This is a genomic window from Collinsella sp. CLA-ER-H7, assembly GCF_040092345.1.
Lineage (GTDB): Bacteria > Actinomycetota > Coriobacteriia > Coriobacteriales > Coriobacteriaceae > Collinsella.
The window spans coordinates 1-21,072 of sequence record NZ_JBBNLT010000004.1 but is presented as its reverse complement, the minus strand read 5'-3'; the positions used below and the strand labels follow the sequence as shown (position 1 = coordinate 21,072).

Below are 21,072 nucleotides of genomic sequence, written 5' to 3'. Positions count from 1 at the left end.
GGGACGTTCCTTTCATGCCGGCACAATAGGAACGTCCCCAAGTGCCGGGTGAAATTGAACGTCAGATTGCCGCTTGGGGCCGTTTGCAGCGTCGAGCAGTTACGCGGTTTGGTAAAACCGCGTAACTATAAAGCCTCGAGCGCGTTGGCGATGCGCTTCATGGCGGCGTCGGCGGCGGCTTGGTCGGGGGCTTCGGCCAAAACGCGGATCACCGACTCGGTTCCGCTCTTGCGCACCAGTACGCGGCCCTCGCCTGCCAGCGCGGCCTCGGCCTCGGCGATGGCGTTCTGCACGCCCATGTTCTCGAGCGCGGCGTCCTTGTCCGCCACGTGCACGGCCACCTGCGCCTGTGGCAGCAGCTTGCACGGAGCCGTGAGTTGCGAGAGTGTCTCGCGCTCGGCACGAATCACTTCCATCACGCGCAGCGAGGTCATAATGCCGTCGCCCGTGCGCTCGATATCGCCAAAGATCGTATGGCCCGTCTGCTCGCCGCCCAGGCTGTAGCCGCCCTCGCGCATCTTGGCATACACGTGACGGTCGCCCACGCCGCTGGTCACGGCGCTCAGTCCGGCAAGCTCCAGCGACTTGACCAGACCAAAGTTGCTGGCGATCGTCGGTACCACGGTACCGCCCGAGAGACGCCCGTGCTTGTTCAGGTACACGCCGCACACGTACAGGATCTGGTCGCCGTCGACCACGCGGCCGCGCTCGTCCACGGCCAGGCAGCGGTCGGCATCGCCGTCGTAGGCAAATCCCACATCCAGGCCCTGCTCCACCACGTGGCGCTGTAGGCGCTCCATATGCGTGGAGCCGCAGTCGACGTTGATGTTAAAGCCATCGGGCGCGGCGTTGATCACGCGCACGTCGGCGCCCAGCGCGTCGAACACCGGCTTGGCCACCGAGGAAGCCGAGCCGTTGGCGCAGTCGATACCGATCTTGACGCCCTGCAGCGAAAAGTTCGCACTTGCAATGAGCGAAGCAATGTAGCGGTTGCGGCCCTGCATGTAGTCCACCGTGGCACCGATGTGGTTGCCCGTTGCCAGCGGCACCTCGCTCTTGCCATCGATGTAGTCCTCAATGAGCTCCAGGACGTCCTCGTCCATCTTAAAGCCGTCGCTGTTGACGAGCTTAATGCCGTTATCGCAAAACGGGTTGTGGCTCGCGCTGATCATGATGCCGCAATCGAAGCAGCCTTCCACAGTCTGATGCGCTACGCCCGGCGTGGGGATCACGTGCAGCATATAGGCGTCCGCACCGCTCGCGACCAGGCCGCTCACCAGCGCCGCCTCAAACATATAACTCGAGCGACGCGTGTCCTTGCCCACGATCACGCGTGCCTTGCGCTCGCGGTTGGCGCCGTAATACCAGCCCACAAAACGGCCAATCTTATAAGCGTGCTCTACCGTCAGCCCAACGTTGGCCTCACCGCGAAAGCCGTCGGTGCCAAAGTACTTCATGCGCTCTCCTTACAAAATAGGGGCGAACAGATTGCCTGTCCGCCCCAAAATGGTACTCGATTATCTGCGCTACCAGAAAAACCCTACGCCGACGCGCTGTCGCGAGCTGCCTGGCATGTAGGAGTCTGACGCAGCGTAAGCGGCTTGTCCCCCGCCTCGGCCGACGTGGTCAGCGTATACGTGATCGTCGTCGTCTCGCCAGCATGCAGGTCAACGGTGCCCGAATAGAAGGGGATTCCATGCCACGTAGCGGCGCCAAGACCAAACTGTGTGCCCTCAACCGTAAGGTCACTGATGTTGCCGCCCGTCGGGGCAAACAACGAGACATTCAGGCGTTCGTCGTCACGCGCGGCATCGGGTGCGCTCGCCGCAACGTAGTCGGGCAGCTTGCCTGCCTCCTCCTGCGTCATGATGTTCGTCAGAGTAACGGTGATGCGATACGAGCACGTGCCGTCGCCGTTCTTGATGCCCTGGCCGATCTGCGTGTCGGCGTTCAGATACCAGTCGAGCTTGGAGAAGCTCAGGTTGTTAAAGTAAACGCCGGCAACGGGATCGGCACTCGGATCATCCGGATCGGGCAGCGAAGCGTCAATGCCCGTCTCTTTGATGGCATTCTGCTCATCATCGTTTCTCATCCAAGCAATCAGACGGCCCTCTTCGGCACCGCGCTCGAATGCACCGACAAGCTTTGTAACGTCGACGTCACCGATGCCACCGAGAATCTTGTCGAAGGCGGCGCTGGCAACAGCCGCAAAGATGCCGTCCGATTCCTCGACCGGATAGTTCCAATACACATCGTGCATGAGAACCTTCGCCGCGTTGGTGCCGTCGACAACCGTTCCGTCGGGCAGCGAGACATTACCGACCAGGCCCAGCAGATACTGCAGGAACACCGGGTCGATACCGATGACGCCATCAACGTCCTGTCCATACTGGGACTTCCACAGCGCGGCGACACGCTGCGAGTTGCGGGGCCAATCAGGCGAATAGGTATTGCCCGAGTTGTACAGGTTACTGTGGTTGCCGAACAGCGCCTCATCCTCTTCGTCGACGCTCTCGACTGCCTCATCCTCGCTGAGTCCAATGCGGGGAACAAACTCGCCAATCGACATCTGGCCGTCAGTGACCGAAATCAGGCCCTGCGAACCGCCAAAGCCGCCGCAAGCACGAATCTCGACGTTGTTCATGGCGTACATAAGGTAGTTGCGCGTCTGGCCGTTGGCGCCGAGCATCTGGGGAAGGACGGGGGCGACCTTCTCCGCCGCGTCAACCGCACCGTTGAGGGTGGCAAAGCCGTCCTTGGCCTTATCGACCAGCTCGGTCACCTGAGAAATATGAGTATCGCCAATGCCCTGGATCTTCTCGTTGGCGCTCTTGAACACCTTCGAGCTGCTGGAAAGCGAATCGGCGACCGCCTGCAGCGCGGACACGTTAATCATGCCGTCCTGGAACAGTTTGCCGGGCGTAGCCTGCGAAAGGTTATCGGCCATGGGAACCAGCGCATTGCTCGAGACATCGGACAGGGCGTCAATCATGGTGCGGGCCGCATTGATATCGCTGCCATACACCGGGATAAACGAAGCCGCCGCCCACAGCGGGCTCGAGGTCTCCGCCTTCATGCTGTTGCAGAGCTCATCGATCTTCTTCGCGTCGTCAGGCAGCGTCGAAAAATCGCCCGACGTGACCTTGTCCTTAAGGCCACCGACGATCTCGACAGCCTCCTTCGCTTCGCTCTTTACGGTCTTTGCCGAGTTAAGCAGCATAAAGCCGCTTGCGCCAAGCGCAACGAGAAGCACCGCGACTACAGCGGCAATAATGGCGCCGGTGTGACGCTTTTTGCGCTCGCCCTTGCGATGGCGATGACGGACCAGACCGTCAGAGGTCGAACTCGACGAAGCGTCGCTACCGTAGTTCAAGCCAAAATCGTAATAATCTTCCTTGGAACCCGAGCCCGCAAACTCGGCACCGCTATCATCCAGGCGGGCGAACGTGCCAGTCTCGGAGGCGCCGGTGTAGATCGTGCCAAGGTTGCCCGTAAGCCCCGCGCCACCGGCAGAGGGAGTATTGTTGTCGGCCTTGCCGGCATTAACGTTGCCGGCGGCATTCGCGGCGTTGGCAGCACCTGCGCTGTTCGCAGGTGCCGAAGGAGCCCCGCTCGGCTGCGACGCGGAGGTTGCACCGCCCGCAAAGACATTCCCTCTTGCACGGCCGGTCTTTTTTGCCTTTTGAGACTGCTCGTACAGAGCGGTAAACATCGCCGTCTCGCCCGGGGACACGCGCTTACCGGAACCGCCCTGTCCAGCGCCGCCCGGCGTGCCGGCCTTACCAGCCCCGTTCGGACGCGGCGGAACTGCAGGGCGGCCGCTATCGCTGCCCTTAAAGTGATTACCAGCCATAAAGAAATCCTCGCAATTGAGTCGCAATGAAAAAGTCCATAACGTTACTAGTTTATGGCATTTTGAGCATCGACAGCTAAACTCCAGACACGGACGTCAATTGGCGAAAATGCGGCACAACACCTTTTCTGTCTTGGCGGCGGTGCCAGCTACACCGTGAGGAACATCATCACGATGATCATGGCAAAGCCGATAAGGTCGGTTGGCAAAAACACCGTCCCCAGCATAACGGCACTGGTGATGGTCGCCGAAACCGGCTCCACAGTTCCGATGAGGCTCGCGCGCACCGAGCCGATGTCCTTAACGCCCTGCATATAGAGCATGTAAGCAAAAAACGAGCCGATAACCACGAACACCGCGAGCGCCTCGATGCCGGCAGCGTCGAGCGCCGGCATATGCGCCCAGGGCTGCACGAAGACGCACGAGACCACGCCCGCCGTGAGCATTGCCGAGCCCGTGACGATGGGGCTGCCGTATTCGGGCAGGATCTTGGCGGGAATCACCGCCATACACGCGGCGCTGACCGCACACATAAGACCTGCTGCCAGGCCAAGCGGCGAGATATTCAGGCTGGTGGGGTCGCCGCCGGTGGCGATTAAAAAGGTTCCACCCAGAGCCAGGCCAATGCCGATGACTTCGCGAGTACGCGGCATGCGGCGATCGGTCACGCAGGCGTAGCCCATGATGATAACGAGCTGCAGGCACTGGAGCACCGTCGCGGTTCCGGCGTTCGTCAGGCGCACGGCCGAAAGATAGCAAAACTGGTTGAACAGCAGGCCAAAAGCGGTAAAGAGCAGCAGCTGCTTGCGATCAGCGGGCGTCGTCCAAAGCTTGACCAGGCGTGCGCGGTCGCGCGTGACAACCACAGCCATAAAGAGCAGGCCGGCGAGAATCTGACGCACGCTCATAAGCCACAGCGTATCGACATGGTAGGTATCGAACAAAAAACTCGCGCTGGTGCCCGAGAAGCCCCAAAACGAACCGCCCACCAGCGTAGCCAAAACGCCCGTGATCATCTTGCGCGACGACGCATCGTTAAGGCGCTCGCGCCAGGCGCGACGGGTGTTGCGGCTGAGCTCGTCGGTGCCCTCGGGCACATCAATGTTCGATATATCGGTCATCGGCACCGAAGCCCCTGCGCCTTCGACCTGCTCGACACACTCTTTGCTCATTCCACTCCCCCGAAACAGCCTGGAAACAATTCGGCTTACCTTACCACGGCGAAGTCACCAGCTGGAGGCTTGTCCGCTTATCGGTAGGACAATTCCGCAGGCGTCTTTCCATAGCTCGATACCGCAATGGCCTTGCATTATGCGACAGCCAAATCGCGGCAGCAGGCACTTTTGAGATGGATATGACAAAGCCCCCGAATTCCACAATGTAAGCGATTTTTAAAAATGTTCTTGCCACCGAGTTCAGGCTCCGTTATATTATCCCTTGCGCGCTTGCGTACCCTTGATCGGGCGTTTAGCTCAGGGGGAGAGCGCTTCCCTGACACGGAAGAGGTCAGAAGTTCAAATCTTCTAACGCCCACCAAATGTTCGCAGCTCAGAGGCTATGTCCTCTGGGCTGTTTTGTTTTATGTCGCCAAATCCGCCGGCAGTTCCAACCGCCCAACTAGCCAAAAGCCGACCATCTACTTGCCGATATATCCATCGGCATAACCAATCAGTCCGCACCGCAACTTCTCAGCAAAACGCCGCGATGTCTGCGCCCTGCGGTATCCTTGGGCCACTTGCACCTGCAGCACCAAGGAGCCGCCATGCGCACCGAGCTCGATGTCCCCTTTTCGCACAAAGAAGAAGCCAAGGCGCTGGGCGCCAAATGGGACCGGACCAAGAAGGTCTGGTATGTACCCGGCGGCGTCAACCCCGAGCCCTTTGCCGAGTGGCTGCCCGGTGTTGACCGATCCGACCCCTCAGCGCCGTATATATATCTAGTACTGGGCAAGCGCGAGTGCTGGAAGTGTCACAAAGAGACCTCGGTCGCGGCCTTCGGCATTCCCTATCGAACCGATAACGACGAGAGCGTCGCCATCGCGCACGCGCCCAACGAGTCCGGGCACATTGCCATCGACACGGCCAACGCCAACGCACTCGCCATCGTGCCCGCTCTTGGCTGCGTGCCGGGCGAGATCCGCGACTACCTTCATAAGCGCTGCGGCTACAAGCCCGTAGGCGCGCGAGCCTCCAAAGCCCCGTCGCTCGGCAACACGTGCACCAGTTGCGACGCGCTGCAAGGCAGCCGCTATCTGTTCGAGGAGCCCTCGTCCCCGTTTGCCCTCACTGCCATCAACAAGCTGCCGGCACTGGAGTTTATACGCGTCGAAGTTGCCGGCGTCTTTGGCGTCCCGACCACGCGCACCGACTTTGACCAGGCGCTCTTTACCTGGGCACGCGACCATCACGCCGAGTTCCACAGGCAACTCGGTGAGGGGGTTTATTTGTAGAGACGGAGAAGCCTTCACAGCCAGCTCCTCCGCATCACCTATCCCTCGTCGCCGGCGTCATACACGATATCGAGGCCACAAACAGGGCATTTCTCCGGATACACCGGCATATGAACGCCTGTCTGTTTTCTCACTTCGTCGCTGAGTCTGTCGCGCGCATCGATGAACCGAATATCGAGACACGGTATTTGCGAGCCGCAGCAAGGGCAGGTGACGACAAACGACCCGCAATCAACCTCTACGCTCGGAAACATATTGTTGTCTATAAGGGCACACGGCAGTTTTCCGTACTTCCCCATCGCAATATCGCCTCGCCAGCTCATACACGCTCCCCTCTCGCTATACAAAACAGGAAGAGCATGCACCGGCGGGCGTGCGCGAGATTGTATCGCCACGCGATCCGATCAAACAACACGATCGTCAAAGAATACCAAAGCCAAATACGCTAATACGGCAGAAGCCCCGCCTTTTCACGCTTCTTTTCCGAGCGATCGAACTCAATGCGATGGGCCTCAAGAAACACCGTATTGGGTCGCCACTGACGCTCATTCGGCTGCCTTAGCGTCGCACCCGCAAAGGAAGCGTAGTCGGTCTTATCCAGCAGGTACGATCCGCACAGCCGATATTCGCCGCAAACAGGCTCAAACGAAATCAGGTGAGCATCAAATAGGGAATGAAGATCGCGCCGAAGCAGAATGCCATTGCTGGCAACCTGCGATTTGGGTCCCGAGTAATTCTCGATATGTGCAGCCTCCAGAGCTTCGCTGACGCCGCAGTCCGACACCGCGCAACGGCCGTCATAGGCGGCAACGAGCTGCTTGCGGAACCATTGCTGCCCCAATCGCTCGCGCCTTAACGCATAGCGGACCTTTTCGTCGTCGGTCGCACCCTGTCCGGCAAACTCAATATCGACGGGCATGTGCTTCAGATAACTCATGTCGGGTGCAAAACGAGGGTCCGGTCCGCCTTTATGAACAGGACCGTGCAGAACAAACCATCCGTTTTCGGGCTCGAACCGCTCAACAAACGCAAGGCCGAGCACCTTGTAGCCCACCTCGGTTGCAAATATGACTCCGACCGGAACGCCACATTCCATGCAGTTGAGCATTTTACGGTTATAGTCTTGGTCTCGAGAACCAACGGCGCCTGGCGCTTGAACCGAATACTTAATGACCCACGTGCCATCGTCCAAATAGAGCGGAGGCACATCGGTGTAGAAGCTCTTTTTAGAGTTATGGACCGAAAGCGCAAAGATCTTATTGGGATCTTGCTTCACCCGATCCTGGCCCGGCCAGAAGATCCCTGAATCCCGCGTTACGGGAAAGAAGTCCGAGCCAATTCTCAAACGATACTGATACTGAGGGCTATCTTCCTTGGTGTGGTGCGGAAGGCTGGTCCAAACGCCGCCGCGCTGTTCCTCACCCAGAAACCACTCCCATGCCTCAACGTATTCGGAAGGCACGAGACTGCAGGCGCGGTCATAGCTTGGTCCATCCATCAACGGAACAGCAAGGTCAATGTCGTTCATCGCCAGCACCTACAACCATACGAACGCGAGTCATGCCCCTCAATAATATGGCCGGAAGTCAATTATTACGAGATCTCATTCCGCGATCGGCACATTGTTGATGCTCTCGGTTTGCCGCTGGCGCGCTTGTACCCCGCTACCCCACTTCCCTGTATACTGATGTAGCACGTGTTTCATCCGGGCTTGTTGGGCCGGATTGTTCATGAGAGGGTCTTATGGCTGCTTCGAATCCGCCTAAGGGGAGCGTTTCTTCTTCGTCCATCAAGCCGGTTACGCGCAAGGCTGTGCGTTGCCAGCGCGAGGTCGCTTGGCTTGTCACGCAGGCGGCGGGCAGGCTTGTGGCGACCACTCAGGACGTCAATGCGCCTACGCCGAGCTTTGTGTTAGCGGCGGCGCTGGATTTTGTGCGCCAATTGGAGCTTGCCGCACAGGATGCCAGCGGCCACCTCGACTACCAGAATGTTATGGCGCCCGACCTGCAAACGTTCTGCCACATGGCCAAGTTGCCCGCCGCACCCAATGCGCTTTCGGACGCAGGCTACATGTTTACGCTTTCGGGCGCGGACCTTATCCGCGACATCTATGCATACTGCAGCGAGCTCGCCGAGCGCCACGTCTTTGACGCGGCTGAAGTCAAACCGGGATATGTCATCAAGCTGGTTCTTAGGCTGTTCTTGATGGACGGGTTCGGGGCCATGCCGGCGTAAGCCGAGTCTTTAGCATCACCGTCGACTGAGCAACAACCGCTTTACCTTAGTGGGCGCCAATTGAGGGTCGATTATTGGGTCGCCTCGTCCACTAACGCATTTATTCCACGCGCTCTGACAGTCGATACTTGCGGTTGCGGCTTGTCAACGGCGCCGTCGGCTCAAGCTCGCCCTGCTCAATGAGCGCATTGACGCGTGCCCTGACCTGGGAAACCGTGAGTCCCGTGCGCTCCGCCAGTTCGCGCGTCCCCAATTCGCCGTAGCGCTTGAGCGCCGTCATAATCAAGTCCCCGCCATGATCGACCGGCTCGATCTTTGAACGGTAAAGTACGACCTTGAACCGATCGAACCCCGGGCAGAACAGGGGCTCGGCCAGACCATGCGCGCGCATGGCATCGAGCATCATCGGGATGCCCGAGCCATTGCCCTCAGCCGGCGAACCTGCGCCATCCGGCAGCGGGACAATCGACATGAGTTTCACGAGCGTCGCGTTACGGCATCGGGAGCTGCCGTCAAACAAGCTCTCGCGAGTCTTCCCTCCATAAAGGCCGCCGGGATTCGTCACCTCGATACGGTCGTCAAAAACGTCGACGGCGATCGATTGCCCACAGAACCGATCCCCGTATTCCCTGTGGATAACCGCGTTGGCGACTGCCTCGCGCAGGACCTCCTCGGGAATCTCCAGCGAGTCGATACGCGAGATGCCTTGGACGGTCGAGGTGCGGCGCAGGTTTTTGGCGACAGCCGCGACAGTATCCGAAATCATCTCGCCCAGGGTGCCCTCGCAGACTGTGCGGTCCATAAATCTTAGCGGTCCCGCAGCGCCCTTTTGAGTTCCCGCATGGACAGCCACATCAATGAAGAGCTTGGGATAGAACTGCTGAGGGTAAACGCCCGCGGCAAGGAGGCCGGCCTTGGTAACATTGCCCTGGAAGTCGAGGAGATTCAGGCGCTCCATCTTTGTCTTCTTGTCCGTCGCACCACGCATCGCTCGAGGCGTCAACGAATAGGCGCGTTCTATCGTGCGGTCGACCAGCGACTCGTCGAGATCGCCCACACTCGTGCCGGGCACCGCATCGCGATCGCTCGGAGTCGCTCGACCGTATGACGCCAATGCGAGCACCTCGGTCGATGAAAGCGGCACATCTTTGTCATCGATGCGTTTGTAGCTGCCACCTTGAGCGCCCCGCTCTATGACATAGCACGGCTTGCTCGACGGGTCGAGCTCCTCAATCGTGATGACCAGAACCACGGTGCCCTGGAGCTCCACGCGCTCAATGGTGTATTTGGGCGGATTGGCCAGCTTTCCGCGACCGCCAGCATCGCCCATGACCGCCACGAATTGGTTGAGCACTTTCTCGGTCTCAAAGTTTGCAACTGGGACAAAACCCGCGCGCTCGCTCACTCCGAGCACGATGATGCCGCCGGCGGTGTTTGCGAAAGCGCTGACCGTTTCCCATACGTCGCGGGAAAGCGTCATGGCGCTCTCTTTTACTTCGACGCTAAGGTCATCCGAACCCATTCGCTTTAAAGACTCGAGCAAACCGGCCAGCTCGTTTTCGTTCATCTGCACGTCCTTTCGCTCGGTTCTGCGAAGAATGCCGCGAATAGATTTCCTTCGTCTCTCAGTTATCTCTCGTCTTTCTGTTATCTCTCATATTAGAGAGGAGTGAGAGATGAAAGATAAGATGTCTGTCATCTGTTTCATTTAAACATGTTTTCGCTGGTAAAACAATCTATATTGAGACAATACCATGGTTGCCTGTCTCTTTGCAGCATTGTTATCTCTCATATTTGTCTCTCATCTTTCTGTTATCTCTCGTATTAGAGACGAATGAGATATGAGAGATGTGCGGGCGACGGATGAGCGTGGATTTTTGGACGGTCGGGAAATGAGGGTGGATATTTGGACGGTTTTTGGGCTTTTGGCAGCCGATTTCGTCCGAAAATCCACGCTCATTTGATGGGCGTCCGAATTTCCACGCTCGTGTGTCCGAAAATCCACGCTCATCCGGCAGATTGGTCGAGGGCCCCATATGGGTATACTCTCGAGGATTCGACTCGATTCGCCCCCGCTGGGGCGTCAAAGGAGACTGCATATGCCCACCACCTCAACCGACCCGCGCGCCGCAGCCGCCGCGCTGCTGGCACCCGGCACCACCTGCCACGGCTTTGCCGTCGAGCGCTGCGAGACCGTGCCCGAGCTCGACTCGGACGCCTACGTGCTGCGCCACACCGCCTCGGGCGCTCGCCTGCTGTACCTGGCGTGCGACGACGAAAACAAGGCCTTTGCCATTGGCTTTAAGACGCCGCCAGCCGATTCCACCGGCGTGTTCCATATTCTTGAGCACTCGGTGCTGTGCGGATCGGCCAAATTCCCCGTCAAGGAGCCGTTTGTCGACCTGATCAAGAGCTCCATGCAGACGTTCCTCAACGCCATGACCTACCCCGACAAGACTATCTACCCCGTTGCCACCACCAACGAGCAGGATCTGTACAACCTGATGGACGTGTACCTGGACGCGGTGTTCAACCCGGCCATCTATACCAAGCCCACCATTTTTGAGCAGGAGGGCTGGCACTACGAGCTGGACCTGCCGGAGGGCGCCGAGGACGAGGGCGACGGCAGCTCCGCGAGCCTGCGCGAGGGCACGCTGCGCTATAACGGCGTGGTGTTCAACGAGATGAAGGGCGCGCTGTCCGACCCCATGAGCGTGCTGGACGACGCCGTCAACGCCGCGCTCTATCCCGACACCGCCTATGCGCACGAGAGTGGCGGCGACCCGTGCGCGATTCCCGCGCTCACCTACGAGCAGTTCCTGGACACGCACGCGCGCCACTACAATCCTTCCAACTCTTATATAACGCTCTACGGCGACCTAGATGTGGACCGCGCGCTGGCGTTTTTGGACGAGCGTTATCTGTCGCAGTCGAGTGCCGCGAGCCGCCGCATGGACGCCGCCGTTGCCGCCGGCGAGGACCCGTCTGCGCTGGCGCCCAATCCGCTGGACGTGCAGGAGCCTGTGACCTGCGAGTATAAGCGCATCGAGATGGCCACCACGCCCGAGAACGCCCTGGTGGGCCTGGGCCTGGTGCTGGGCAGCGCGCTCGACCGCAAGCGCACGATCGCGGCGGACATCCTGTTCGAGGCGCTGCTGGGCTCCAACGAAGCACCGGTTAAGAAGGCCATTCTGGCCGCCGGTCTGGGCGGCAACGTGGTGAGCTACACCGCGGCCGAGAGCCTGCAGCCCTACGAGCTCATCATGCTGCAAAACGCGCAGCCCGGTGTGGCGCGTGAGCTGCGTCGCGTGTTCCAGGACGCCTGCCGCGACCTGTGCGAACATGGCGTTCCGCGTGAGCGCCTGGAAGCCATCATCAGCAGCAACGAATACGACCTGCGCCAGCGCGACTACGGTATCGCTGACGGCGTGGCCATTGCGTGCGACGCGCTGAGCACCTGGCTCTACGATGACGACGCCGCGACGCTGGCACTCAAGTACGGCCCGGTGTACGAGGAGCTGCGTGGCGAGCTGGACGGCAGCTATTTTGAGGACCTGCTGCGCGAGCTGGTGCTGCAGAACGATCACATGGCGCTGGTCGAGCTGGTGCCGGTGAATGCCGCCGAGGGTTCGGAGGGCGCCGAAGCTGCCGAGCTGGCAGCCAAGCGCGATGCCATGACCGATGCCGAGCTGGCCGACGTGGTCGAGCGCACGGCTGCGCTGCGTGCCGCACAGGAGGCGGAAGACACACCCGAGGCCAAGGCCACGCTGCCGCGCCTGCGCGTGTCCGACATTGGCGAGGCGCGCCCCGAGCCGCCGCTGGTCGTAGACACGACCGCGCCCATCCCCTGCTTGCGCCACGGCATCCCCACCAACCGTCTGGCCTACGCCATGCAGTATTTCGACCTGAGCTGCGTCGCGTTTGAGGACCTGCCCTATGTGACACTGCTCTGCCGCCTGCTCAAACAGCTGCCCACGAGCGAGCACTCGGCCGAGGAGCTCGACAACTTGCTCGCCGGCAAGCTGGGCTTTTTGAGCTTTACGACCGAGGTCATGACCCAACCCGACGTGGACGGCGTGCACCCCTACCTGCTGGTGAGCGCCGGCGCCCTGTCCGAGAAGATCAATGCGCTGGCGAGCCTGCCGCGCGAGGTGTGGTCGAACACGCTGCTGGCGGATGCCGACGCCGACCGCGTCCGCGACGTGCTCACACAGATTCGCATTGGGCTTGAGCAGGGGTTTATCAACAACGGTCACTCGGCGGCACTCGGTCGCGCGATGAGCTACAGCTCGCCTTCGGCCGTGGTGTGCGAGCAGCTTTCGGGCGTTGATTTCTATCTGTTCCTGCGCGATTTGCTCGAACACTTTGACGAGCGCCTGGACGGTCTGCGCGCCAAGCTTACCGAGCTGGCAGGTCGTATCTTTGTGGCCGACGGCTGCCTGGCGAGCTTTACCGGCAGCGATGAGGACTTTGACGCGTACTGGAATGCTGCGGGCGACCTGGGGCTGGGCGCGGGTGCGGCGGGCATTGCCGGCAACGACGCGCTCGTGGTGCCGAAGCCGCGCGACCGCCACGAGGCCTTTGTCATCCCCAGCGACATCTGCTTTGCGGCGAGCGCGTGCGATCCGCGTCGCTTGGGGCTCGAAGTGACGGGCGCCTGGGCGGTTGCTGCCAACGCACTCTCCTACGACTACCTGTGGAACGAGATCCGCGTGAAGGGCGGCGCGTACGGCTGCGGATTCCGCGCGGCCGGCGAGCGTCAGGCGGCGTTCTACACCTACCGCGACCCGGCGGTCGATCCTTCGATTGAGCGCGTGGCGCGCGCAGGCGAATGGCTCGGCAGCTTTGAGCCCGACGAGGCCGCCTTCGAGGGCTTTATCGTGAGCTGCGTGAGCGGCATGGACGCGCCGGTGAAGCCGTACGCGCTCACCAAGCGTCGCAACACGACCTACCTGGCCGGGCTCGATCCGCACGCACGCGAGGAGCGCCGCGCCCAAATGCTCGCCGCCACGCCCGCCGAGCTTCGCTCGCTCGGCGCCGACGTGACGCGCATCGCGGCCGATTCGCCGACCTGCGTCTTTGGCGGCCGCGACGTCATCGCCAAGAGCAACGCCGGCTTCAACGTAGTCGACCTGCTGGGCTAAGGCACCAAGGTAGATTTTTGGGACATGCCCGAGAATCTACCTTTTTCTTTTGCCGCAGTCTGCCGATTTGTCTCGATCTGTAACGCTAAGGCGGCAATATTGGCTCCAGATGTTACAAATCGAGACGTTTCCGGATGACGCCGGCCCTTTGTCTCAATCTGTAACATCTAGGTCCAATTTTGCCGAGTTACTGTTACAGATCGAGACAAACCGCCGCGAACACCCGCTCTTCGTCAAAACCCACGAAGGTGTCCATGAACTGCCCCCTTTGCGATGGTTTGTGTGGTGATTTGGGTGTTTACCCAGATAAAACCTGCCAAAATAAACCTGTCCCTTTTTGGTAGGTTTGGGAGAGAGGGCCGGGATGGACAAGGCTGAGTTGCGGCGGGCGGTGATTGCTCGGCGCGATGCTCTTGATTTGGACTTGCGGGCAGCGAAGTCTGCCGTTATCTGCGCGCGGCTTGTTGAGCTGTTGGATCGCTTGGATGCCGCGGCGCCGCACACCGTTGCCATCTATGCCGCGATGGGCTCCGAAGTTGACCCAGCCGCGTTTGCCGCTGCGGCCGCCAAACGCGGCTGGCGCGTGGCCTATCCGTGCATGCTCTCGGCAATTGATGCCGCAGCTTGTGGCCAGCGCATGTGCATGCGGGCAGTTGCCGCCGACGATGCGTCCGCGGCTCCGTTTATCGCCCACCCCACACGGGCTTTCGCGGCCATAAACATCGACAGCGGCCGCTTCCCTATCGTGCCTGCCGAAGCTCTCAACATGATCGTCATGCCGCTCGTAGCATTCGACCGCGCCGGCACGCGCCTAGGCTACGGCGGCGGCTGCTATGACCGCTACCTGCCCATGCTCTCGCCCGTATGTCAAATCGTCGGCATCGCCTTTGACGAACAGCGCGTCGGCCACGTTCCCACCGACGCCCACGACCTGCCGCTGCCCCACATCGTCAGCGCCTAACGGCTGGCGCACCTCCCGACGGCCTAGTGCTCCTCGCCGGCGCGGGCCAGGTCGTAGGGCGTGGTCTGGTAGACGTAGTAGTTGAGCCAGTTGGTGTAGAGCAACTGAGCCTGGCTGCGCCAGACGTTGCGCGGCTCGGCCGTGGGGTCGTCATTCGGGAAGTAATGCGCCGGAACCTGGGGGTTGAGTCCGCGCTTCACGTCGCGCTCGTACTCCAAGCGCAACGTGTCGGTATCGTACTCGGGATGGCCAAAGACAAAGAAGCGACGGCTGTCGGTCGACTTGACGATGTACAGGCCCACCTCGTCGGACACGGCCACGACCTCAAGCTGCGGCTCGGCCTCTACGTCCTCGCGGCGCACATCGGTGTTGCGCGAATGCACGGCATAGAAATGGTCGTCAAAGCCGCGGACCAGCGGGCTTTGCGGCTTCACCAGATAATGCTCGAACACACCGCTCGCCTTTGCCGGCAGGTCGTACTTCTGGATACCGTAATGATGGTAGAGCCCCGCCTGCGCGCCCCAACAAATGTGCAGCGTAGAGTGCACGTGCGTGGTGGACCAATCCATGATCTGGCAGAGCTCGGGCCAGTAGTCGACCTCCTCGAACGGCATCTGTTCCACCGGCGCGCCCGTGATGATCAGGCCGTCGTAGTGGATGTCGCGGATGTCGTCGAACGTGCGGTAGAACGTCTCCAGGTGGCCGGCGCTCACGTGCGTGGCCTCGTGCGTTTTAGTGCGCAGCAGGTCCACCTCCACCTGCAGCGGTGTGTTGGAGAGCTTGCGCATGATCTGCGTCTCGGTGGCAATCTTGGTGGGCATGAGGTTGAGGATGAGCACGCGCAGCGGACGGATGTCCTGGTGCAGCGCGCGGTACTCGGTCATGACAAAGATGTTCTCGCTCTCGAGCTGCGCGGCGGCAGGGAGGGCGTCGGGAATGCGAATGGGCATGAATGCTCCTTACGAGTCAGTTGCAGCTATGGTACAACGACCGGCCCCATCCGCGCGAGCACATCGCCCAGCGATGCCGTCAGCGGCCCAAATCACTCCAAAAGTAGAGATTAAGGCATGTCCAAAAATCTACGGCGCTTTAGCCTAGCAAAGTGGCAGCAGGACGCTACAATGGTTCGACGCGAAAAACTCGGCCGAAAGGATACGTATATGTACCAGACGCGTAAGATCGGTGTGGTCGGCCAGGGCCACGTAGGAGCACATGTCGCCAACAGCCTGCTCATGCAGGGCATTGCCGATGAGCTGTACCTGTGCGATATCAACGAGGCCAAGGTGACGTCCGAGGTCCAGGACCTGCGCGACTCCCTTTCGTTTGTCCCGTACAACACCAAAATCGTCAACTGCTACGACCACTACGAGGAGCTGGCCTGCTGCGACGTCATCGTCAACGCCGCCGGCAAGGTCGCGCTGGCCGCCGGCAACCGCGACGGCGAGCTGTTCTTTACCACCGACGCCGCCCGCACCTTTGCCAAGCGCATCGTCGACGCCGGCTTTGACGGCATCTTCGTGAGCATCTCCAACCCCTGCGACGTCGTGTGCACCGAGCTGTGGCACCTGACCGGCTACGATCCCAAGAAGATCATCGGCTCGGGCTGCGGCCTGGACTCCGCCCGCCTGCGCACCGAGATCTCCAAGAAGGTCGGCGTGAGCCCCAAGTCCATCGACGCCTACATGATCGGCGAGCACGGCTTTAGCCAGCTTGCCGCCTTTAAGGCCGCAACCATCGCCGGCAAGAGCCTTAACGAGCTTCAGGCCGAGAACCCTGACAAGTACGCCTTCGACCACATGGAGGTCGAGGAGCTCGCACGCAAGGGCGGCTATGTGACCTACCAGGGCAAGCAGTGCACCGAGTACGCCGTCGCCAACTCCGCCGCGCGCGTCTGCGCCGCCGTGCTGCACAACGAGCACGCCGTGCTTTCGGCCTCTACGCTTATGACCGGCCAGTATGGCGAGGAGGGTATCTTTACCTCCCTGCCGTGCGTGATCGGTGCCGAGGGCGTCGAGGAGGTCTACACGCTCGACCTTTCCGAGTACGAGCTCGAAGGCTTCCACAAGAGCTGCCAGCACATCCGCGACAACATCGCCCAGCTCGACTGGTGGGATGCCGAGGCCTACGACGTCAAGTAAGCCGCTGGCTACCGCAACCTTGCGAATCTATGCGCGATACTAAGCGGGCCGCGCCGGAAACCCACCGGCGCGGCCCGCTTTTTTTGACTCACGCAGTGCCCCTGCGAATCGAAGGTGAATACTTTTCCCGTTACTTAGTACTGCTCGATGCCCATGTAGCGACGAATCTCAGGGCTGTGGTCGAACACCTTTCCGCGGGCGGCGCGCAGCTCGCAGCTCATGTTGTAGAAGAAGATCGGCTCCAGGTACGAACGCACGCTGGCGGGCACCTCGCCCACGCCGTACTCGAGTGCATCGAGCACCATTACCGTATCGGTATGCGTGTTGAGGAACGCCAACGCGCGCTCCTCCATGGGGCGGCACTCGCCCGATCCGAGCTGCACAAAGTAGAACACGCCGGGCTCGGTGGCCTCGAAGGGGCCGTGGAAGTACTCGCCGGAGTGGATGTAGCAGCAGTGCTGCCACTGCATCTCCATGAGCGAGCAGATGGCCATGGCATAGGTCTGGCTAAAGTTGGGGCCGGAACCAAGGATATAGAAGAACTTGTGCTGCTGGCAGAGCTCGGCAAAGCGATCGCCCAGCTCGGCGTTGACCTTCTCGCGGGCGGCGGGCAGCAGCGCATCCATCTGCTTTAGGCCCTCGTACATGTCGGCGAGTGCCTCGTAGCCTTCCTGCTGGTCGAGCAGCTCGGCGGCGATCAGAGCGCCGATGCCCTGAGGCACCTCGGCCTGCGGCACGCCCTCGCCCCAGGGGTAGACCCAGGTGGTCCACTTGCCGTTGTCGATCTTGGAGCCCTCGCAGTCGGTGAGGGCAACGACCTCGGCACCGGCCGCCAGCGCCATCTCGCAGCCGTCGACGACCTCTTGCGTGTTGCCGCTGTGGCTGCAGGCAATAACGAGCGACTTCTCGCCAAGGCTCTTGGGGGCCATCAGGCAAAACTCGCGTGCCGTGTAGACCGTCGAGGTAAACGTGGTGGCCTCGCGCTTGAGCAGCTCGTTGGCCGGCATCAGGTCGATCATCGAACCGCCACAAGCAATCCAAAAGACGTTCTCAATCTTGCCCTTGCGCTCGATGATTTCCTGAACCAGATCATGTGCGTTCATCCTGATGTTCCTCCTTGTGGGGCGGCTTTGAGCGACGGCGGATCGTACCTGCTGTCGTTCTATGTTGTCCTATTTATAGCACGCACGATGACGCTCGTGAAGCCATTTCGCCAAACTTGTTCTATGTTGTTCTATCTGTGGATGTTAGATGTCGAACACGTAGCGCGAGCCCACGATCTTTTGACGCCCAAGCAGCAAGGGCCGCTCGTCCGCATCGGTAAAGTACGCCTCCATATAGAAGAGTGGCTCACCGATCGGGATCTCGAGCAGTGGCGCGACTTGAGCGTCGGCAAGCGCAATCTCCACGGTACAAGGGTCGGATTTGAGCGGCGCGCGGCCCGAATGCTCGGCAACGAGCGCAAAGATTGAGTTATCGGTGAGGTCCTCGTCGGCAAGCGTCTGCAGATAAGGATGGTCAGCCAGCACAAAGGCGTTGTTCTCGAGCATGACGGGCACGCCGTCTGCCGTGCGCACACGCTCGACCACGATGAGCTCGCAGCCGGGTTCCACCCCAAAAAACGCCGCGTCCTCGCGCGTCGCCGCAACCACCGTGCGCGACACCAGGCGTGCTCCGGCCACCATGTCGTTGGCAGCGCAACCCTCGGAAAAGCTCTGAACGTCACCCTTCTGGACAATCTTGCGCTTGAGCTTGGGCGCGCACACGAACGTGCCCCTCCCCTGCTGGCGGTTGAGATACCCCGCGCGCGACAGCTCCTCGATGGCGCGGCGCACGGTGACGCGTCCCACACCATAGGACTTAGCGAGCTCCATCTCGGAAGGAATGCGCGAGCCGGATGCGTACACGCCACGCGCGATCTCGCCCTTTAGGTCGTCCATAACCTGCTGGTACAGCGGAACGGCGGATACCTCAGTGCGCTCGGTTTTATCGTCGAATGCCATCGTTACGCTCCATCCCGTGCATGCTCGGACTCAAACTCTTCAATCGCCGCCATAAACTGCTCGCCAAAGGCGTCGGCCTTTTTCTCGCCAATGCCGTTGACCTGGATAAGCTCGTCGCGCGTCTGTGGACGCAGGCGGCACAGACCGCGCAGGGCCTTGTCGGAAAAGACCATATACGGCGCCATCTCCAGCTCGGTCGAGATCTCCTTGCGCAGGGCACGCAGGCGCTCGAACAACTCGGCATCGTCGCCCACGCGTGGGCGCTGATCCAGCTCGGCCTCCTCGCGCAGCAGATCGACGGCGCGGCGGGCGCGGGCCGAGGCCTTGCGCTTGGACGCGCGACGCTTAACGGTAAAGGCAAACGCCTCATCCTCGACCTCGACGGCACGCGGACCCAGCCCCACGACCGGGTACTGCCCCTGCGAGGTGGCCAGATAACCGCGGCCGCACAGCTGGCCGATGATGTCCTTGATGCGCCCGACCGATTCGCTCGACAGCTCACCGTAGCCGCGGTCCTCGTCCAGATGCATCTGGCGAATGCGCTCGGTGTTGCCGCCGTGGAGCACATCGGCGATGAGCGACTTGCCAAAGCGCATGGGACGCGTGGCCACATAGTGCACGGCAGCGCGGGCCATATCGGTGACGTCCTCGACCTCGAACTGCGTGAGGCAGTTGCTGCAGTTGCCGCAGCTCTCGACGTCGTCCGTGGCGGTGCCGCCCGTACTGGCCGCGGCATGCTCGGCCGCGGCCTCGTCGCCAAAGTAGCGCAGCATGTATTCGCGCAGGCAGCCGGTGGTATTGCAGTAGCCCTCCATCTGGCTGAGCAGACGATATCGATTCTGGAGCGCCCACGCGCGCTGCTCGTCGTCGAGCGCCTCATCGGCAGCATCGCCGCGGTCGATCAGAAAGCGGCGCATGCGAAAATCGTTGCCGTTCCACAGCAAGTAGCAGCTGGCCGGGTCGCCATCGCGGCCGGCGCGGCCCGCCTCCTGGTAGTAGGCTTCGATGCTCTCGGGCACGTTGTTGTGGATCACGTAGCGCACGTTGGGCTTGTCGATGCCCATGCCAAAGGCGTTGGTGGCAACCATCACCTGGATATCGTCGTCGATAAAGGCGCGCTGGCTTTGGCGACGGGCGTCGTTGCCCATGCCGGCATGGTAGCGGCCAACGCGAATGCCGCTGGGGCCCAGTGCCTCGGCAAGCTCGCCCGCCAGCGCATCAACTGTCTTGCGGGTCGAACAATACACGATGCCGCTCTCGCTCGAATGCGCGATCACGTAGTCGCGCACCCAGGCAGTCTTGGCCTTGTCGCCCATCTCCTCGCAACCAAAGTAGAGGTTCTTGCGATCGAAGCCCGTCACTACCGTCGCGGGGTTTTGCAGGCCAAGCATCTGCTGAATGTCCGCGCGCACACGCTCGGTCGCCGTAGCGGTAAAGGCCGCCACGATGGGGCGCTGCGGCAGGGAATCGATAAACTCGCGAATCTGCAGGTAAGCGGGACGGAAATCCTGGCCCCATTGGCTCACGCAGTGGGCCTCGTCAATGGCCACGAGCGGCACGCCAATGCCGGCGGAACCCGCAGCCTCCTGCGCAAAGGCCAAAAAACGCGGCTCGAGCAAGCGCTCGGGCGCCACATACATAAGCTGGTAGCGGCCCTCGCGCGCCCGCTTGAGCACGGTGTTTTGCTGGGCCGGAGTAAGGCTGGAGTTGAGATAGCTGGGTCGCGCACCCGCCGCGAGCAACGCACGGGTCTGGTCCTCCATAAGCGACAGCAGCGGACTCACCACAAAGGTGATGCCGGGCAGCATGAGCGCGGGCACCTGGTAGCAAATGGACTTGCCGGCGCCCGTGGGCATAACACCCAGCGCATCACGACCGGCAAGGATCGCATCGACCATGCGGTCCTGTCCCGGGCGAAACGAGGTGTAGCCAAAATAGGCGCCGAGCGTGTCGAGTGCCATCTGCTGCATGCTATCGGTCATGGTTTCCTAACGTTCAAGTCATCTGCCGCCGATTATACGCCGCCACGCGGACAGCAGCACACGGCCGCCGCCCAGACTAGTCGTTTAAGAACGCCCCCAACGGCTAAGGAGTGTCCCCAGGTGCCGGCAGAAAAGGAACGTCCCCAAGTGCCGGCCCGGCAACGCCGATGTTTAGGCGCGGACAGACACTATGACCCAATCCGAGGGCACTAAAAAGATAGGAGCCCCCGCTCGTGACCGCGGGTCGGGGCTGCGACAATGATGTTGAAGTGCCATAGGCGCAGCCGCGCCGCAACGAGGTTGGGAG

At 61.1% G+C, this 21,072-nt stretch carries 14 protein-coding genes and 1 tRNA gene; 6 read left to right on the top strand and 9 right to left on the bottom strand.

The window, feature by feature from the left end; all coding sequences use genetic code 11:
* Positions 1-125 precede the first annotated feature (125 nt).
* From glmM to AAAX75_RS03350, 3 genes are all read right to left on the bottom strand, one after another.
* A complete protein-coding gene (gene glmM / locus AAAX75_RS03360; protein ID WP_117821123.1) occupies positions 126-1,457 on the bottom strand; it encodes a phosphoglucosamine mutase in 1,332 nt (443 codons plus the stop codon).
* An 83-nt stretch (positions 1,458-1,540) separates the two neighbouring features.
* Positions 1,541-3,853 (bottom strand): DUF4012 domain-containing protein, encoded by a 2,313-nt coding sequence (locus tag AAAX75_RS03355; RefSeq protein ID WP_349091096.1) that lies wholly within the window; start codon positions 3,851-3,853, stop codon positions 1,541-1,543.
* Positions 3,854-4,002: 149 nt separating this feature from the next.
* The gene (locus tag AAAX75_RS03350; protein ID WP_349091095.1) at positions 4,003-5,025 is read right to left on the bottom strand and encodes an EamA family transporter; all 1,023 of its coding nucleotides are present in this window, start codon (positions 5,023-5,025) and stop codon (positions 4,003-4,005) included.
* Between the two features lie 289 nt (positions 5,026-5,314).
* Between AAAX75_RS03350 and AAAX75_RS03345 the strand changes: the two genes are divergently transcribed.
* Positions 5,315-5,389, top strand: a tRNA-Val gene (locus tag AAAX75_RS03345).
* A 226-nt stretch (positions 5,390-5,615) separates the two neighbouring features.
* Positions 5,616-6,302: a DUF5710 domain-containing protein gene (locus AAAX75_RS03340; protein ID WP_349091094.1), complete on the top strand. Its 687-nt coding sequence runs from the start codon at positions 5,616-5,618 to the stop codon at positions 6,300-6,302.
* 445 nt (positions 6,303-6,747) lie between these two features.
* Here AAAX75_RS03340 and AAAX75_RS03335 read toward each other — a convergent pair whose 3' ends face one another.
* Positions 6,748-7,830: an HNH endonuclease gene (locus tag AAAX75_RS03335; RefSeq protein ID WP_349091093.1), complete on the bottom strand. Its 1,083-nt coding sequence runs from the start codon at positions 7,828-7,830 to the stop codon at positions 6,748-6,750.
* A 215-nt stretch (positions 7,831-8,045) separates the two neighbouring features.
* Here AAAX75_RS03335 and AAAX75_RS03330 point away from each other — a divergent pair, with 215 nt between their 5' ends.
* Positions 8,046-8,537, top strand: coding sequence for a hypothetical protein (locus tag AAAX75_RS03330; RefSeq protein WP_226790459.1), 492 nt, complete (start codon positions 8,046-8,048; stop codon positions 8,535-8,537).
* A 100-nt stretch (positions 8,538-8,637) separates the two neighbouring features.
* Here the strand turns inward: AAAX75_RS03330 and AAAX75_RS03325 are convergent, their stop codons facing one another.
* Positions 8,638-10,104, bottom strand: coding sequence for an ATP-binding protein (locus AAAX75_RS03325; protein ID WP_349091092.1), 1,467 nt, complete (start codon positions 10,102-10,104; stop codon positions 8,638-8,640).
* 532 nt (positions 10,105-10,636) lie between these two features.
* Here AAAX75_RS03325 and AAAX75_RS03320 point away from each other — a divergent pair.
* Entirely contained in the window at positions 10,637-13,681 is a 3,045-nt protein-coding gene (locus AAAX75_RS03320) for an insulinase family protein (RefSeq protein WP_349091091.1), read from the top strand.
* A 364-nt stretch (positions 13,682-14,045) separates the two neighbouring features.
* On the top strand, positions 14,046-14,642 hold the full coding sequence (locus AAAX75_RS03315; protein ID WP_349091089.1) for a 5-formyltetrahydrofolate cyclo-ligase: 597 nt from the start codon (positions 14,046-14,048) through the stop codon (positions 14,640-14,642).
* 23 nt (positions 14,643-14,665) lie between these two features.
* Here AAAX75_RS03315 and metA read toward each other — a convergent pair whose 3' ends face one another.
* A complete protein-coding gene (gene metA / locus AAAX75_RS03310) occupies positions 14,666-15,592 on the bottom strand; it encodes a homoserine O-succinyltransferase (RefSeq protein ID WP_349091088.1) in 927 nt (308 codons plus the stop codon).
* 210 nt (positions 15,593-15,802) lie between these two features.
* On the opposite strand from metA, the gene AAAX75_RS03305 reads away from it, so the two are divergent.
* Entirely contained in the window at positions 15,803-16,780 is a 978-nt protein-coding gene (locus tag AAAX75_RS03305) for an L-lactate dehydrogenase (protein WP_349091087.1), read from the top strand.
* A gap of 134 nt (positions 16,781-16,914) precedes the next feature.
* Here the strand turns inward: AAAX75_RS03305 and AAAX75_RS03300 are convergent, their stop codons facing one another.
* The 3 genes from AAAX75_RS03300 to AAAX75_RS03290 form a co-directional block, all read right to left on the bottom strand.
* Entirely contained in the window at positions 16,915-17,883 is a 969-nt protein-coding gene (locus tag AAAX75_RS03300) for an SIS domain-containing protein (RefSeq protein WP_349091086.1), read from the bottom strand.
* Positions 17,884-18,027: 144 nt separating this feature from the next.
* A complete protein-coding gene (locus AAAX75_RS03295) occupies positions 18,028-18,783 on the bottom strand; it encodes a GntR family transcriptional regulator (RefSeq protein ID WP_349091085.1) in 756 nt (251 codons plus the stop codon).
* Between the two features lie 2 nt (positions 18,784-18,785).
* The gene (locus tag AAAX75_RS03290) at positions 18,786-20,765 is read right to left on the bottom strand and encodes an ATP-dependent DNA helicase RecQ (protein WP_349091084.1); all 1,980 of its coding nucleotides are present in this window, start codon (positions 20,763-20,765) and stop codon (positions 18,786-18,788) included.
* Positions 20,766-21,072 lie beyond the last annotated feature (307 nt).